The sequence below is a fragment of the Paenibacillus sp. FSL R7-0210 genome (genome assembly GCF_038009085.1).
In the GTDB taxonomy this organism is placed as follows: Bacteria; Bacillota; Bacilli; order Paenibacillales; family Paenibacillaceae; genus Paenibacillus_AQ; species Paenibacillus_AQ silagei.
The window spans coordinates 5,719,829-5,735,830 of sequence record NZ_JBBPAR010000001.1 but is presented as its reverse complement, the minus strand read 5'-3'; the positions used below and the strand labels follow the sequence as shown (position 1 = coordinate 5,735,830).

The window sequence follows — 16,002 nt, the reverse complement described above, 5'->3', positions numbered from 1 at the left end:
TCCCTTAGAGTATAAACCGGCAAACCTGACAACATGGATTCAGGTTCGGAAGCGGATGGAAAAAGATTGTATATGCTTGAATGCGGGTGGGGTGGAAAGATGGTCATGCGATGGCGAATTGAAAATGCTTAGGTTCGGGTTTTATTGCCGCTCCGGCAAGTCTGATGAATATACCGCCGCGACGCCGCGGGCCACCTCGCCTAATCTGCGGCGGATGTGCTCCGGTCCCAGCACCTCCAGGACGGTTCCGAAGCTTAGCAGGAAGCCGTATAGCCAGTCATTCTCAGGGTATTGGAGCGTTAGGGTGTATCCGCCGGTATCATCCCGCTGGAGCGTCTCACAGTCGAAGTATTCCTCGGCGAGATGCTTGCCTTCCGGCGTGAAACGCAGCTTGACTGGTGTGAGATTCTGCGGTTCCTTCCAGCTACTACTCCACGGCAGCTCTGTAAGAGGAATATCCTGGCGGATATAGTGCCTGTTCTTCTTCACTAGCGCTTTCATCCGCAGCAGCTTGAAGAGGCGGAAATCCTGACGCTCCTCGCAGAACCCGTATAAGTACCAGAATTGTCCCTTGAGGACCAGCGTATAGGGCTCGACCGTACGCTGGCTTACCCTGCCTTCGGCAGTTATGTATTCAAAAGTGACCATGACCTCCTCCTCTAAGGCTTCTTTAAGGAGGTCCAGCCGCTCCTCCAGCGGAGCTGTCAGCTCCCAGGGGGAGAAATCGACGATCATTTGCGTGGTTTTGCTGCGGAAGGCGGAGATCTGGGAGGGAGGGACAACACTGCTGATCTTCTCCATCAATAGCTGATGGCCCTCTCCGCCGATGGAGGAGGCGCTTTGCAGCGCACTGAAAATATCGGCCAGCTCGCGTTGAGATAATACGTTGCGATCCAGCCGGTAGCCCTGCATGAGGCCGATGCCGCCCCCTGCGCCCTGATAGGTAACCACAGGGATGCCTGCGCTGTTAATACTGTCTATATCGCGGTAAATCGTACGCACGGAGACCTCGAACATATCGGCCAGCTCCTTGGCCTGAATCAGCGGCCGGTTGAGCAGCAATATGACAATGGAGAGCAGACGGTCTATTTTCACAGGGATACCTTCTTTCAGACGTTAGGTGAGGCTTTAGTCAGCGGGTCTTGGAGGTCTCTTTGACCTTCACTTGGACCTTGGCATCAAGCGTAGCCACTGGCTTGCGCCGCCGCAGCCGGAGAGAAATGGCAGCCCGGTAACGGTAGATGACAATCAGCGCGGCAATAACCAGCACGCTTACCGCGATCCAGAGGGCATAGGATTCGATCAGGTGGAAGATGCCCATCCACTGCGGGCCGAAGATTTTGCCGATTCCGAGGAATAACACTACCCAGAATATTGCTCCCCCATAGGCATACATAGCGAATTTACGGAAGGGCAGGGCAATAATCCCGGCAAAATAGCCGGTGAAGTGGCGGACGCCGGGGATGAAATAGCCGATGGAGATCAGCACACTGCCGTATTTCTCGAACCAGCGCTGCGTCTTTTCCAGCTTGGCCGGAGAGAACATGAACCATTTGCCGTACCGCTGGATAAAGGGCAGACCGGCCTTGAGCCCGATGAAATATGTAATGGTCATCCCGATTGTAGTCCCTAAGAAGGCTACGATCACCAGGGTGAAGAAATCCAGCCTCCCCGTGAAAGAGAGAAATCCTGCGAAGGCCATCGTGGTCTCCCCGGGAAAAGGCAGGGCGATAAATTCGAGCAAAAGCCCGAAAAACAATACGCTATAACCATAGCTCGCAAACAATTCTTGTATCCATTTGAGCATATCCATAGATTCTTCACTCTCCAAAGGCTGCGCGCCTATTCTATTCTGAAGCTTGTCTTCATACAATCTACCAAATGGTGCGGGTGCGCCAATAGAATGCTGGAGGTAGAGAAGATGAAGAACAACCTGGAAAATCCTATCCGCCGCATCATGATCTGCGGGTTGCTTGTTATTGCTGTTGTGCTGAGTCTGGGTGTGTCAGCCTATGGAGGGCAGGGGAATTCTTCCGGTTCGCGGATTACGTACTCCCTGCAGGCTGAAGCAGGCAGTGCGTTACCTCTACTCTCTAAGAATAATGCTCCGGCTGTCCCGGTGCAAGATTTGCCTCCGGCAGCGGCCAGAATGACAACCGCAGAATTACGGCAGCCGCATATTTCGGGCGGTTCAACCCCTAAGGCAGATGCAGAGCGTCCTGCTCCCGCTATACAACAAGTAGCTGCTGCTGCTGCGGGGAAAGCTGCTCCAGCAGCCGGTCACCGTAAGGAGAAGGTGGTCTATCTGACTTTTGACGACGGGCCAAGCGCAGTTACTCCCAAGGTGCTTAGCATATTGCAGGAGCAGGGGGTTAAGGCGACCTTCTTCGTGCTGGGGGATCAGGCCGCAGGGCGTCCCGAGCTGATCCATGCCATCTGGGAGCAGGGGCATGCTATCGGCAACCATACCTATAATCATAACTATCATGATTTATATAGCGGCTTCACGGAATTCTGGCGCCAAATCAAGCAGACGGAGGAAACGGTACGTGAGATCACAGGCGTCCGTCCGCAACTGGTCCGTGCGCCGGGCGGCACGTTCGGCCATTTCGACAGTACATACTTCAATCTGCTGAAGCAGGCAGGATACCGGGTGATGGACTGGACTGTGGACAGCGGAGATTCCCGCCGCCGGGGAGTCCCCGCTGCGGAGATTGTGCAGGCATCTGTGGCTGACTTGAACTCCTCCAGTGTGGTGTTGCTGCTGCATGACGGATCAGGCCATGAACAGAGTGCCAAGGCGCTGCCTGCCATTATTGAACGCTACAGAGCGGCCGGTTATGAGTTCGGCGTTCTGGATACGCAGAGTGATCCCGTACAGTTCAGGGTGTCCTCCAAGGCAGCCTCGCTACAGCGGAGCAAGCCGTCACAGGATTGGATATCGGCCAATATTGCTCCGAATGCGGAGCTGTTTGCACCAGGCAAGGCGCTTGCGCTTGAGATTGGGCGGATGGAGATCAAGCTGAAGCCCGGAGAGTACCGTCTCCAGGAGGGGCAGTACTATGTTCCGCTACGCGCCACCGTGGAACGGCTGGGCGGGCGGGTCGGCTGGGATGCGGATACCCGTAGCGCAGCTGTAAGCTGGAACGGCCGCAGCATGACGTTAGACTCACAGAAGCAGGAGGTTGGCATTCACTGGCCGGACGGTACAGCAGAGTACAGGGCGGCACAGGTGCAGCTCCAAGGCTCCTCCCTCTGGGTACCCCTGCGTATGCTGCTTGAGGCGGCAGGTCATCCGGGTGCGGAAGCCTTTGTTAATGCAGAGGAGCGCAGGGTTACCGCAGCTTAAGGCGGATATCCGTTTTGGAGGAGGGCTGGACGGAGGGGACGGCAGGATACGACAGGGACGGCAGGGGGGCTGGCGGGAAAAGCGACTACTGGCGGGAAAAGCGGCTGCTGAATGTCTGGGCATCCTTTTTCGTGGAAAGAATAGATAGCAACAGGCCTCAGCAGGTAGTATAGCCAGAGAAAGTACAGGCTGTCAGGGGGCTAGTCTATGACCATGGAAGGGTGTCCTCCTTGTCCTCATCATCATTGACAGATCCAAAATCACAGGTGTATTCACAGCAGAACAGGTACGGGAATGCAGAGATAGCCGGGTTCCCCCGGAAGCGCGTCCGCCGCGCAGCGAAGGAGTGGGGGCGAATGCTGCTCCTGATGGCGGTTACCGGAGGACTGTATATGTGGCGCGGCGGAGAATCGCTCCTGCTGCTGCTGACAGCGGGCGGAGTGGTCATGTCCGGCGGCCTGCTGATGCAGCTCTGCGGTCCCCGGAGAGTTAGTGTCCAGCGCACGATTGTTCCTGCGCGTCTGTCTGCGGGGGATGACGCCGTTGTGGAAGTTCAAATTTCTTTTGCCGCCAGAATCCCGTTGCCCTGGATGATTGTGACCGATTACTGGAGCAGGGGCAGCCATCAGGAGCTGCTGTTTCCCGGCTTCCGGCGTTCCTTCAAATATTCCTATGAGCTGCTGTCCGTTCCTAGGGGTGTACATCAGCTTCATGGGTGCAGTGTAACCTGGGGAGATCTGCCGGGGCTATTCACCGGCGGCTGCCAGCCGGGCGGCAAGGCGAACTTCAAGGTGCTGCCAAGGGCGTTATATATGGGCACAGTTGTGCCGGATACCGGCTTGCTGCCGGGAGACCGTGTGTCCGGGCGGGGGAACCACAGCAGCCCGCAAGCAGCGGATATCCGTGATTATGCGCCGGGTGATCCGTTCAGCCGGATTCACTGGAAGAGCAGCGCCCGTAAAGGCAACCTGCAGAGCAGAGTGCCGGAACGTGAAGCGGGGCAGATGACCTGCATCGTGCTTGCGAGCAGTCCGGCGGATTACGAGATTCCCGGCGGTGCGCACCCTCCCCGCAGCCAGCGGAGGTCGGTGATCCCGGCCTTTGAACAGGCGGTATCGGCTACGATGGGGCTGTTGCTCTCTGCCGAGCGTACCGGCAGCTACATCCAGCTCTTCAGCGGCGGCTGGCCGGAAGGAATGGCCAGACATGAGGGACTGGGCCAGATCCCCGGGAGGGTCCGGGATCTGCTTACAGAGATTGCCCCATCCGGTTCACAGAGTCTCAGCAGACTGCTGGAGGATGCGTCACAGAGCTGGATTCCCGGGATGACGGTATCGGTCGTTACCGGCAGGCTGGAGGAGGAGTCAGCGAGAACGCTGGCCCGCTTCCTGGTTCAAGGAATCAGGGTGGAGCTGTATTATGTCTGGGACCAGCCTTCTCCGAGCCGGACTCAGGGTAGTCCTGTGCGGAGCCCGGCCGGAGCAGCGGGGACGCTGCCGGAGCTATCCCGCAGCAGCAGGCTGGCACCGGAGGAGGGGGGAACAACCGGGCAGCATGATCCCGCAGCTTACGGGAACAGCAGACCGCCTGCCTCGGATACGATTGCGGGAAGTCTGATGCGGCTTGGCGCGAGGATTCACTGTCTGGGCTATGCTGCTCCTGCACAAGGGTACAAGGGGGCGGAGCCTGATGGATTCCCGGATAACTCCACCTCCTGCTAGTGCGGGTACGGATAGCGCCAGTCCGAAGGGCTCAACCCACAGCGGGCAGCGCCGCTACGGAAGCATCATGTTTACAGCGGCAGGGATGGAGGAATCAGACCTTGCAGAGAACAGCTCCGCAGGTAAAAGAGAGAACAGTCCTTTGTATTATCGCGGTCTGTTCTCTTTGGCGATTATGGGCGTCTTTGGGCTGTGGCTGCTGCCGCTCTACAGATTGCCTGCGGCAGCGGACCATACACAGCTCCTGAGGCTCCTGATGCTCTCCGCAGCAGCACTTCTCGCATGGGGCTGTCTGCTGTTTCCCCGTCTTGTCCAGGCAAGCGGGCAGCTTCTGCTAATCTTCTTGACCTGGTATGGCCTCTGTGCTGCTGCGGAAGGTGGGGGCGGGTGGCTGAAGGTCTATGCCATGGAGAAAAGTGGACAGGATGCCCTGCTGCTGCTCTCTGGCCGGATCTCCGCATTAAGCGAGGACAGCAGGCTGCTGATTCTGGTGCTGGGCTGGGGGCTGCTGGTGTCCTCCGTCCAGCAGCTCGCGCTGTACAGGGGAAGTATTGCGCTGTTCACCGGTGTAACGCTGGTGTATCTGCTGGTGCTGGATATGGGTTATGCCGTTAATACTTCCGGGGATGTCCTGGTCACTGCGGGGCTGATCCTATGGCTGCGGGCTTTAAGCGGGCTGCTCCACCTGCAAGAGAGGACAGAAAGGCCTGTTCTTCCATACGCCCGCTGGGGAGCCAGGGCATTCTCGGCAGCTGTACTGGTAACGCTGGCCGCCTGGATGGCCGGGCAAGGGCTGGGCGCGCGCCCGGCTGCCCCGGTTACACTGCAGCCGGTGCTGGACAAGCTGGAGCACTGGGCAGCGGCGCAAAGACCGGAGGAGGCAGGCGTACCCGGCACCGGCAACACCGGCTATAGTATGGAGGACAGAGAGCTTGGCATGCCCCTGACTCCCAGCCGGGAGGCGGCCTTCACGGTCACTGCTTCCCGTCCCTACTACTCGCGGGGGGAAAGCATGGCGTATTATGACGGCCGCCGCTGGATCAGGAGCGGAGCCGCGTATTCAGCGCTGAATCTGCCCCGGCTGTCCGGGGCGCTGCCCGCTCTGGCGGATACTGCATCAGCCGGGGGCCAGACATTTATTCAGCGGATTGAGCTGGCCTCGCCTTCCGCTGGAGGTATGCCGCTGTTCAGTGCAGGCGCTATAACAGACGTACAGAACATCCGGCTTGCGGACGGAAGCCAGCTGGGTTACGTACTGGCCAGCCCGGACAGGCTCAGCTTCCGCCTGCCGGAAGTCTACAGCTCCGCAGGGGTTACGGAATATACCGTCAAGTCTGTTCTGCCGCCAAGCGATCCGGTAGCGCTGCGGAAGCTGAAGGGGAGTGATCCCGAAGGGGTACGCAGCCAGTATTTGCAGCTCCCCGCTGCTCTGCCGTCCAGAGTGCGTGCCCTGGCCGGCGATCTTACCGCAGCTCCGGCGAGCCGTTACGATGCCGCCGTAGCTGTAGCCGGTTATCTTCAGGACGGCTACACCTATTCGCTGAAGACCCGCGTGCCGCCGTCCGGTGCCGATTTCACCGATGATTTCCTGTTCGGGACCCGTCAGGGCTATTGTGTGCATTTTGCCACTGCGATGACGGTCCTGCTGCGCAGCAGCGGCATTCCGGCGCGGTACGTCCAGGGCTACGGCCCGGGAACCGCCGTGCCTGGCTCTGTGCCGCAGCGCTACAGCGTGACCAGCGGCGATGCCCACGCCTGGGTCGAGGTCTATTTCCCTGGCGCGGGCTGGGTCCTCTTCGACCCCACGCCCTCCGCCGCTGCCGCCGCTGCCCTCGGCGCGGCGGCTACGGACCCGGCGGCTGCCGCCGCGCCGCCGGACACCCGCCGCTCCGCTGCGCTGCACGCGGACGCGCTCACCGCCGCCCTGTCGCAGGCGGGCGGACCGGACACTGCGCCGCTCGCGCTGGCGGCGCTGGTGCTGGCTGCCGCCATCCGCTGGCGGCGCAGCCTGGCCCTGCTGCCGGCGGTGCGACGCGCCGGCAGGCTTGGCCGTGAGCGGCAGCTGCGCGCCGCCGCTGCGGCCTGGCACGGGCTGGCGGCGCGCTATGGGCCGCCGCTGCCCGGGGTTACCGCCAGGGAGTACGCAGACTCCCTGGCTATCGAGGACGGGCGGCTGCGCGCCGCCGTCCGGGGGTTTGTACGCCAGTGGGAGACCCTGGCGTATGGCGGCGCCGGAGGCGGCGTGCCTTTAGCGGCCGCGCGCTCTGCTGGAGGCGCCGTGCCCTCTACGCCTTCCGCGCCTATGTCGTCCTCGTCGCCACCCAATGCTGCCGATGCCAAGGACGAAGAGGCTTTCATGGCCCGGTGTCTGATGATCACCTTCCATCTAACCTGATCGGGAAGCGGCGTCCCTGCATTTGCAGCGGACGTCTTTGTGACGGCTAAGCTTGCCGCTCCAAATGTAATCGAAAAACCGACCACATTTAGCACTGCGTAGGCACGAGGGCCAAATGTAATCGAAAAACCGACCACATTTAGCGCTGCGTGGGCACGAGGACCAAATGTAATCGAAAAACCGACCACATTTAAATCCACGCTCCCCATGCCAGACACTATCCACCGCCAGCCACGGCTACAATTCTTCTCTTTATCCCTATAACTTGGTGTCGGCTCCCGGCAGCGGTGAATCGGCAGACATTTGCTCATCTGCAGGTATTCCATACAGTCATAGCCACGAGCCTGTTTCCACTACCTTTGCACTGTGCAGGTATTCCCTCCACCCCTACCACAGCCCGCCCAAAACCTTGAAACAGAGGGACCCCATTTCCTTGACGCTGGGAATTAACCATGAGTATAATGAATCCAATAATCAAGGGAGGCAAGTAATGAACAAGCCAAATGAAATGATCGTTGTTCTGGATTTCGGGGGACAGTATAACCAGCTTATCGCGCGCAGAATTCGTGACCTGGGGGTATACAGCGAGCTTCTGCCGTACAATACACCGATGGAGAAGATTAAGGCCTTATCACCCAAAGGGATTGTATTCTCAGGCGGGCCAAGCAGTGTCTATGCGGAGAATGCACCACATGTAGACCCGGCGATTTACGAGCTCGGGCTGCCGATCTTCGGAATCTGCTATGGGATGCAACTGATGGCACAGCAGCAGGGAGGCAAGGTGGAACGCTCCGCCAAGCGCGAGTACGGTAAAGCAGATGTGGAATTCGCACCCAGCTCCGTGCTGGCAGCGGGCCTTGAGAGCAAGCAGACGGTATGGATGAGCCACGGCGACCATGTAGTGGAGCTTCCGGAGGGCTTTAAGCTGGATGCCGGTACAGAGAGCGCGCCGATTGCAGCCATGAGCAATGATGAACGCAAATTCTTCGCCGTTCAGTTCCATCCTGAGGTACGCCACTCCGTGAAGGGGAATGAGATGATCTCGAACTTCCTGTACGAGGTCTGCGGCTGCGAGGGCAAATGGACGATGGAGTCGTTCATCGAGGATGCCGTTAAGGATATCCGTGATAAAGTCGGCGACCGGAAGGTGCTCTGCGCACTCAGCGGCGGTGTGGATTCCTCTGTTGTGGCGATGCTGATTCACCGTGCGATCGGCGATCAGCTGACCTGTATGTTCATCGACCACGGCCTTCTGCGCAAAGGTGAAGCGGAGAGCGTCATGGAGACGTTTGTCGGCAAGTTCGATATCCATGTTGTCAAAATCGACGCCCGTGACCGCTTCCTCGGCAAGCTGGCCGGTGTCTCCGATCCTGAACAGAAACGTAAAATCATCGGCAACGAGTTCATCTATTGCTTCGACGAAGAATCGGCCAAGCTGGGTGACTTCGCGTTCCTGGCTCAAGGTACACTGTATACCGATATCGTAGAGAGCGGAACAGCAACGGCGCAGACGATCAAGTCGCACCACAATGTGGGCGGGCTGCCGGAAGATATGAAATTCAGTCTGATTGAGCCGCTGAACACCCTCTTCAAGGATGAAGTCCGTAAGCTGGGCGAAGAGCTGGGCATGCCGCATGCGATCGTGTGGCGTCAGCCTTTCCCGGGTCCGGGTCTGGCAATTCGTGTGCTGGGTGAAGTGACCGAAGAGAAGCTGCAGATCGTCCGCGATTCCGACTATATCCTGCGTGAAGAGATTGCCAAGGCGGGTCTCGACCGTGAGATCTGGCAGTATTTCACTGCACTCCCTAACATGAAGAGTGTGGGCGTAATGGGTGACGAGCGCACCTATTCCTACACCGTAGGCATTCGTGCGGTAACCTCCATCGACGGCATGACCGCTGACTGGGCACGTATCCCATGGGATGTGCTGGAGAAAATTTCAGTCCGCATCGTCAACGAAGTGGATAACGTGAACCGCATCGTGTACGATATTACTTCTAAGCCGCCTGCCACGATCGAGTGGGAATAAAATAATAAGAGCTGAGCATCCGGTAGCTACCGGACACTCAGCTCTTTTATTTTGTTAATCAACAATTGTATGCTGTATCCGGCTTCAAAATCAGGAAGTGAATCCAAGCCATTGTGAATATCTCCCGCCAGAGTATGGTATATGGACTCGAAATAGCTTTGCATAGAGGCTGCCCCGGTGTCCCTGCCAATGATTTGAAAGGAATAGCCGCTGCTTGACTTGATGAGCTGAAGATCTGGGTGGAGGCATTCTTCCAGCACTAAGTTTCCAAATTGAGGATGACCCATGGAGGCATCCTGTGTTAACCGCAGGGAACCGGCTTCTCCGCGAATCAATAGCGTAAATCCGGGCAGAGCGCCCCCGTGTATTGAAACGTTGCTGCTGATGCTGTTGTTTATTAGCCCGATCACTTCCCAGCTACTGGGTGCGCCTTGCCTAATATTCTGGTGAGTCTCGATATTGCGAATCTGCCCGAAGCTGCTTTGAGCAACGGCCGCAAGTGGAGTGAATTCCCCTAATAGCGTGGTCATAAGGTCTAACGAATGGCCGCCGTTGATGTCCAGCAGCGTTGCCCCGCTTTCCGGATTGAACTGATATTCTGTCCGGTTTGTTGCTGTGTTTCCTTTTCCCTGCGTGGTGACTTGCATATGCGCAGATAGAATTCTTCCTAATCTCCCCTGATTAATTATGCTCTTAGCCTGCTTCAGCACGCTGGACTGTCTGGCCTGTAGACCAATGATATTATGAACCTTGGCATTTTGCGCTAACATCGTGAGTTCTTGAGACTGACGGATATGGTTGGTTAACGGCCATTCTGAATATACATGCTTGTGATGCTCAATCGCTTCTTTAAGTATTTCATAGTGCAATGGAGCCTTGACACTCACGACTACTAGATCAATCTCCGAATTCTGGATAAGCTCCTGATAATGATCATAGGCATACTTGATATCAAGGACTTTTTTAGCCTGCTTCGCTGAGGCAGGATTTGAAGTGCTGACTGCCATTAAATCATATTGCTCATTGTTCATCAGCACAGGAATATGTGAATTGATCGCCCAGCTTTCAGGATTAACGGATCCGCCCACAATGCCGACTTTAATTTTTTTTGAATGGTTCATTGTATTTCGCTCCTTGTCTTCTGTGGTGAACCTAAGTATAATCTGGCTCAAGTATCATTTGAAATGCATGAATTGCATGGGGATATTACTTTTTTTGATATCTGAAGGAGAAGGCTATGCATATTGAGAACATGAGAGCTTTTATGAAAGTTGCAGAATTGCGAAGTATGACTGCTGCGGCGAACGAACTTAATCATCTGCAATCGAATATTACGAATAAGATCAAGAATATCGAGAAGCACTTTGAGGCTAAGCTGTTCTATCGGCATTCTTATGGGGTAGAGCTAACCCCGGATGGGGAAAGGCTATATGCACAATTCAAAAGAATAATCCTGCTATGGGAAGAAACAGAAGAGCTCCTCGCCCATAAGGAAGAGCATATTCTGATTGGCATTATGCAGTCTTCCTTTCCGCTGCACCTCAATAATATTGCTAAAGAATTTCATCAGGCATTCCCGAACAAAAGGTTGTCCTTAATGAGCGGAAGCACAGATGAATTAATATCCAAGATCCTCAAGGGAGAATTGAATATTGCTTACATTACCGAGCTTGAGAACACAACTTATAACCAGAGTAAATCCATGCTGGCGGAAATGCTGACAAGAGACCGATTGGTGTTTACGGGGAATACGAAGGGTAAGTCTCTCTACAGATTATTAAGTGAAGAGCCTATTTATGTGTTCAGTAAACAGTGCTCCTCTTATCAAGCACTTATGTCACTGATGGCTGATTTCGATGTGCATAACGCATCCATTTCAGAGGTGAATATTGTCGAAACACTGTTGGAGATTTGCAGCAACGGATTCGGTATAGGAATCATTCCTGAAAGTCTGGCACTCAAATACCATTATCTGAACTATCAAGCTTTGCCGGATGGATATTCTGCACTCCGCAGAACCCTGATTTATCATCCTGAACATACACTATCCAGTGCAGAGAAGTGGTTTATTGAGAAAAGCAAATCGGTCCTCCAGTAGTAGCGCCCACTGCTCCTGTATCATAGAAAAAGGGCGTAGGGCTACACCATGTCGTGTATCCTATGCCCTGGATCTTAGCTTATTGTAGGGTCAAGCTCTTCAACTCATACACCTTCTCCAGTGTATCCAGACACTCTGTCTTCTTATCATCATCCTCCGCATGAAGATATCCCTCCACCAGCCGGTATCCGAAGACGAGCAGAATGAATTCGTAGACGCAGTGGCCGGCAAGCGGGGCAATCTCTCCCGCATATTCCGTGAAGCCCCGGTAATAAGCAGGGACACACCGCTGATAGTATTCAATCATGTGATCAAGATCCACCTCATCTGCAATCAGGCTGGCGATGTCCTCGCCGAGGTAGCCCCAGCCGCTGGTATCCCAGTCGATCAGCGCGATGGTCCCGCCAGTAAAGATGATGTTGGTTACCCAAAAGTCCCGGTGGCATAACACCAGAGGCAGGCTTTCAATCCGGGCAAAAATATCGTCCGAATGCTCATCGATGTCGATGAGCATTTGCCGCACATGCTGCGGGAATCCGCATTCCTCTGAACGGATATAGTCGTAGACAACCGGCCAAGACCGGTAGTGCAGATACGTATTCTTCATGAGATCGGCATGGCTCAGGTTGGACAGACTTTGCAGCACCTCAGGCTGCTCCGCGTACAACTTCCCTTGATACCGTCCCAACTCCAATGCGGCCTGTTCATACATGTCCCCGGTCAGCTCCAGGCCGGAGATGCCGTTGATATATTCCAGCCATAGCTGGTACTCATTCTCTTCATCATTCATCTTCGCGTGATAACACACCGGCCAGCGGAAGGTATCATTGAAGGTCGCTCCCAGCTCAGAAGCGTAGAGATCATATTCCCGCCGCCATGAATCCGGGTCATTGTAACGTTCCCATTTCTTTTGTATTTTCAGCACGATGCGGAACGGCAGGCTCTCCCCGGCAGCACTTGCAGCGGTTCCGGTGACCAATTGCACATCTCCCACAGTTCCGCCGTGTAACTGTAGCGTTTCGTAATCCGCAGAGGTAATCGTTGTATTAAAAAGCTGAGATAGAGCAATATATAAAGCATCTTGGTTTATCTTCATTTGTATCGTCCTCCATTTTTCTTCATTTGCTTGCGCTGCATCGCAGCTGACTGATTACGGGCATCCTTGTCCCTGAGATAGTGTGTTCTGTCCTGGACGAACCGGTTCTCCTGCTGCTGTGAGTTGTAACGATCCCAGCGTTCATGCGTCAGAGAGCCCTCCGCAAGGGCGGCGAGTACCGCACAGCCCGGCTCGGCTTCATGGCGGCAGTCATGGAACCGGCACCCTGCGAACCATTCCTCCACATCGTTGAAGCCTGCAGAGATGCCTTCGTCAGCATCGAATAATCCAAGCTCACGCATCCCGGGGGTATCGATTACCATTGCTCCCGAGGGGAGCATGAACAGCTGACGATGGGTCGTCGTATGCCGTCCCCGGCTGTCTTCCTCCCGGATGGCACTGACCTTCATAACATCCCGTTCCATCAGGGCGTTAAGCAGCGATGATTTGCCGACTCCGGACATGCCAAGGAAGACGACAGTTGAACCTGGCTCAAGGTAGACATCGAGCTCATTCAGCCCGAGACCGTTATGACTGCACACTGCGTGCACGGGAACATCCGGCATGCTCTGCCGGACTTCTGCCAGCGGGAGGCTGTAGTCTTCTGTGAGATCCGCCTTCGTCAGAATGATGACCGGCTGGCCGCCGCTCTGCCTGGCCTGGGTCAAATAACGCATCATGCGCGTGACATTGAAATCCTTGTTCAGGGAAGACAAAATAAATACATAGTCGAAATTGGCGGCTACGACCTGTTCCAGAACGGTTCTGGTATATTCTGCGGCATGGCCGGAATAATTCGCACGCGAGAACTTGGAGCGGCGGGGGAGAAGCGCTGTAATGAGCGATTCCCCGCTTTCGTTCGGACGCAGGAGGACGAAGTCGCCGACGCACGGGAAGTCCCCGCGCGATTCCGCACTGTGATAGAACGTGCCTTTGAGTACAGCGGTCAGCTCGCCCCGCTCTGTGATTACCGTGAAGCGCTCCCGCCGGAGCTCTGTAATTCTGCCAGGCAATAATCCGGATGGGATTTCCTCTATTTCTGTGTATCCATAGGTTTTTAGATCCATCATGGTTTTGGGTTAGCTCCTTATCTGTTGTTTGGTGGACGCAAAAATGCCGCGGAACAGCAGCCTCAATAAGAAGCTGCTGTTCTACGGCATCAAGATGCAAAGAAGATACGACCTTCATCGTATCCCGCAAACAGCAATATTCACGAAAGGTTACTTGGGATGGCATACCAAATAATCCAGGCGTTTGCCCGATTTTTAAGATGTATGCCTGCTATGCAGTTTTAAACGGAAACCACCATATAAGTAGTAGCCAATCGAAACATCCCCTTTCGGATAAGGAACTTGATTAGAAATTTAATGCTTATCGCTAAGCACATTCAGATTAACATAGATTTGGTATGCAAATCCATGTAGAGTTTGATTATAGTTAATTTAGTGCGGAACTATCCGCATTTATGCTGCAATGTTTGGCGGATTCTCCCTGAACCAAGCAGTATTTGTCATAGAAATGTTCAATTTACGAACATTTGTGTAAACCTGACGGCCAATGTTCGTATTTACCATTGACAAGAGCTGTCATCTCCCCCTAAAATGATAAAGCGCTACAGCAAATATATTCGTATAATTCCGGGGATCGGCCCGGAAGTCTCTACGAGGTCACCGTAATGACCTGGCTACGATTAAGAAGAGCAGCTTGTTCTGGGATTTCCGGCGATTGTCCGGAATTCCCGGCAGCCATCTCTTTTTCGGGCCGGTGTCTTCCCAGATGCCGGCTTTTGTGTTGCTGTATTGGCACAACATACAACCTTAGGGGGAGAACGATTTGAACCGCTTTTTCAAATTGAAAGAGAACGGCACCACAGTACGTACAGAGATCATGGCCGGTATAACCACGTTTATGGCAATGGCTTATATTCTGTCGGTTAATCCAAGCACTCTGACTGCCTTCGGCCGCATTGATATGGGCTGGTATTCCGTATTCCTTGCGACTGCGCTGGCAGCCGGTATTTTCACCATTGCCATGGGGGTATTCATTAACTTCCCGGTCGCTCTGGCACCTGGTATGGGCCTTAACGCATATTTCGCTTCCGTCGTCTTATCCTCCGCCACCACTGAACATGAGTTCACCTGGCAGATGGGTCTTACCGCCGTATTTATCTCCGGGATTATCTTCATCCTCCTGACCGTTACCCGGGTCCGGCAAATCCTGCTCACTGCCATTCCTGACAGCCTGAAGCATGCGATCACTGTCGGGATCGGGATGTTTATCACCATTATCGGCCTGAAGAACAGCGGACTGATGACCATCGGCGTTGAAGCCGGTAAAGACATCTCCGCCAATACATTTACAGATGTACTCTCCTTTGAAACGGTTATTCATATGGGCAGCCTGGAGAACACCAATGTTCAGCTGGTGATTATCGGCCTGCTGCTGATCTCCATCTTAATGGTACTGCGCGTTCGCGGCGCCATCCTGTTCGGAATTCTCGGGACTACCGTGGCTGCGATTCTCATGGGTGCTGTAGATTTCAGTTCACTGAGCAATCCGCAGACGCCATGGGTTCCTGACTTCACCCAGCTTAACTTCTGGGAATTCGACTGGGAAGGCATTATGCACACCGGTATCGTATCGGCGATTGCCACTTTTACCTTCGTAGAACTGTTCGATACCTTCGGTACGCTGGTAGGTACTGCTGAACGTGCCGGAATTATGAAGAACCCTGAAGAGGGCAAAAAGCGTGTCGGCAATGCCATGTTCGTAGATGCGGTAGCTGTTGCGGGCGGTGCGATGCTGGGTACTTCCACCACTACCGCTTATGTAGAAAGTGCAGCCGGTGTAGCTGAAGGCGGACGTACGGGTCTGACTGCAGTAACTACGGGGATCTGCTTCCTGCTTGCCTTGTTCCTGGCTCCGGTAGTCGCTCTGATCCCTGGTCCGGCCACAGCGGCAGCGCTGATTATTGTCGGTGTACTCATGGCTCAATCGATACGTGAGATCGACTTCCAGGACATGGTGCTGGCGATTCCGGCCTTCCTGACCTTCGTGATCATGCCGTTTACGTATAACATTGCTAACGGGATCTCGTTCGGGATTGTTACTTACGTGATTCTGGCTTGTGTAGCGAATATCGCCGGGAAGAAGAAATATGATATCCACTGGATGATGTGGGTGCTGGCGATTCTGATCATCCTGCGTTATGTTCTGATCGGCAGCCAAGGCTAATAAGCTCCACGGATTCTGACTTACATTCTGCGGTCTCTTCATTATATGAAGGGGCCGTTTTCTTTTTATTCTTTTAAGGG

General features: G+C 54.8%; 11 protein-coding genes and 1 riboswitch. Of the genes, 6 read left to right on the top strand and 5 right to left on the bottom strand.

Translation table 11 applies throughout. From position 1 onward, the window contains the following. Positions 1–141: 141 nt before the first annotated feature. Together MKY64_RS24200 and MKY64_RS24195 are read right to left on the bottom strand one after the other, a co-directional pair. The gene (locus MKY64_RS24200; protein WP_340956289.1) at positions 142–1,095 is read right to left on the bottom strand and encodes a helix-turn-helix transcriptional regulator; all 954 of its coding nucleotides are present in this window, start codon (positions 1,093–1,095) and stop codon (positions 142–144) included. 37 nt (positions 1,096–1,132) lie between these two features. Next, the gene (locus tag MKY64_RS24195; RefSeq protein ID WP_036723812.1) at positions 1,133–1,813 is read right to left on the bottom strand and encodes a DedA family protein; all 681 of its coding nucleotides are present in this window, start codon (positions 1,811–1,813) and stop codon (positions 1,133–1,135) included. 108 nt (positions 1,814–1,921) lie between these two features. On the opposite strand from MKY64_RS24195, the gene MKY64_RS24190 reads away from it, so the two are divergent. The 4 genes from MKY64_RS24190 to guaA all read left to right on the top strand — a co-directional run bounded on the left by MKY64_RS24190 (position 1,922) and on the right by guaA (position 9,494). Next, positions 1,922–3,349: a polysaccharide deacetylase gene (locus MKY64_RS24190; RefSeq protein ID WP_340956288.1), complete on the top strand. Its 1,428-nt coding sequence runs from the start codon at positions 1,922–1,924 to the stop codon at positions 3,347–3,349. 356 nt (positions 3,350–3,705) lie between these two features. Then, positions 3,706–5,070, top strand: coding sequence for a DUF58 domain-containing protein (locus tag MKY64_RS24185; RefSeq protein ID WP_340956286.1), 1,365 nt, complete (start codon positions 3,706–3,708; stop codon positions 5,068–5,070). After that, complete coding sequence (locus MKY64_RS24180; RefSeq protein ID WP_340956284.1) at positions 5,039–7,465, top strand: transglutaminase-like domain-containing protein; 2,427 nt, start codon at positions 5,039–5,041, stop codon at positions 7,463–7,465. The genes MKY64_RS24185 and MKY64_RS24180 overlap by 32 nt, the downstream gene beginning before the upstream one ends. A 490-nt stretch (positions 7,466–7,955) precedes the next feature. Continuing rightward, positions 7,956–9,494, top strand: coding sequence for a glutamine-hydrolyzing GMP synthase (guaA, locus tag MKY64_RS24175; RefSeq protein ID WP_036696906.1), 1,539 nt, complete (start codon positions 7,956–7,958; stop codon positions 9,492–9,494). Positions 9,495–9,520: 26 nt separating this feature from the next. Here the strand turns inward: guaA and MKY64_RS24170 are convergent, their stop codons facing one another. Further along, complete coding sequence (locus MKY64_RS24170; protein WP_340956281.1) at positions 9,521–10,615, bottom strand: Gfo/Idh/MocA family protein; 1,095 nt, start codon at positions 10,613–10,615, stop codon at positions 9,521–9,523. A 116-nt stretch (positions 10,616–10,731) separates the two neighbouring features. Between MKY64_RS24170 and MKY64_RS24165 the strand changes: the two genes are divergently transcribed. Continuing rightward, entirely contained in the window at positions 10,732–11,592 is an 861-nt protein-coding gene (locus MKY64_RS24165) for a LysR family transcriptional regulator (RefSeq protein WP_340956279.1), read from the top strand. Between the two features lie 79 nt (positions 11,593–11,671). Here the strand turns inward: MKY64_RS24165 and MKY64_RS24160 are convergent, their stop codons facing one another. Continuing rightward, positions 11,672–12,688 carry an aminoglycoside phosphotransferase family protein gene (locus MKY64_RS24160; RefSeq protein ID WP_340956277.1) on the bottom strand — a complete coding sequence of 339 codons (1,017 nt, stop codon included), beginning with the start codon at positions 12,686–12,688 and terminating at the stop codon, positions 11,672–11,674. Beyond that, positions 12,685–13,758 (bottom strand): ribosome small subunit-dependent GTPase A, encoded by a 1,074-nt coding sequence (rsgA, locus tag MKY64_RS24155; RefSeq protein WP_340956275.1) that lies wholly within the window; start codon positions 13,756–13,758, stop codon positions 12,685–12,687. The genes MKY64_RS24160 and rsgA overlap by 4 nt, the downstream gene beginning before the upstream one ends. 537 nt (positions 13,759–14,295) lie before the next feature. After that, positions 14,296–14,395: riboswitch (purine riboswitch) on the top strand. Positions 14,396–14,521: 126 nt separating this feature from the next. Here rsgA and MKY64_RS24150 point away from each other — a divergent pair. Then, positions 14,522–15,922 (top strand): NCS2 family permease, encoded by a 1,401-nt coding sequence (locus MKY64_RS24150; RefSeq protein WP_340956272.1) that lies wholly within the window; start codon positions 14,522–14,524, stop codon positions 15,920–15,922. Positions 15,923–16,002: the final 80 nt, after the last annotated feature.

Bases quoted from the DNA above. Each gene is read 5' to 3' on its own strand.
- MKY64_RS24185 (WP_340956286.1), top strand. From the start codon at position 3,706: ATGCTGCTCCTGATGGCGGTTACCGGAGGACTGTATATGTGGCGCGGC.
- MKY64_RS24190 (WP_340956288.1), top strand. From the start codon at position 1,922: ATGAAGAACAACCTGGAAAATCCTATCCGCCGCATCATGATCTGCGGG.
- MKY64_RS24160 (WP_340956277.1), bottom strand. From the start codon at position 12,688: ATGAAGATAAACCAAGATGCTTTATATATTGCTCTATCTCAGCTTTTT.
- rsgA (WP_340956275.1), bottom strand. From the start codon at position 13,758: ATGATGGATCTAAAAACCTATGGATACACAGAAATAGAGGAAATCCCA.
- MKY64_RS24195 (WP_036723812.1), bottom strand. From the start codon at position 1,813: ATGGATATGCTCAAATGGATACAAGAATTGTTTGCGAGCTATGGTTAT.
- guaA (WP_036696906.1), top strand. From the start codon at position 7,956: ATGAACAAGCCAAATGAAATGATCGTTGTTCTGGATTTCGGGGGACAG.
- MKY64_RS24165 (WP_340956279.1), top strand. From the start codon at position 10,732: ATGCATATTGAGAACATGAGAGCTTTTATGAAAGTTGCAGAATTGCGA.
- MKY64_RS24180 (WP_340956284.1), top strand. From the start codon at position 5,039: ATGGATTCCCGGATAACTCCACCTCCTGCTAGTGCGGGTACGGATAGC.
- MKY64_RS24170 (WP_340956281.1), bottom strand. From the start codon at position 10,615: ATGAACCATTCAAAAAAAATTAAAGTCGGCATTGTGGGCGGATCCGTT.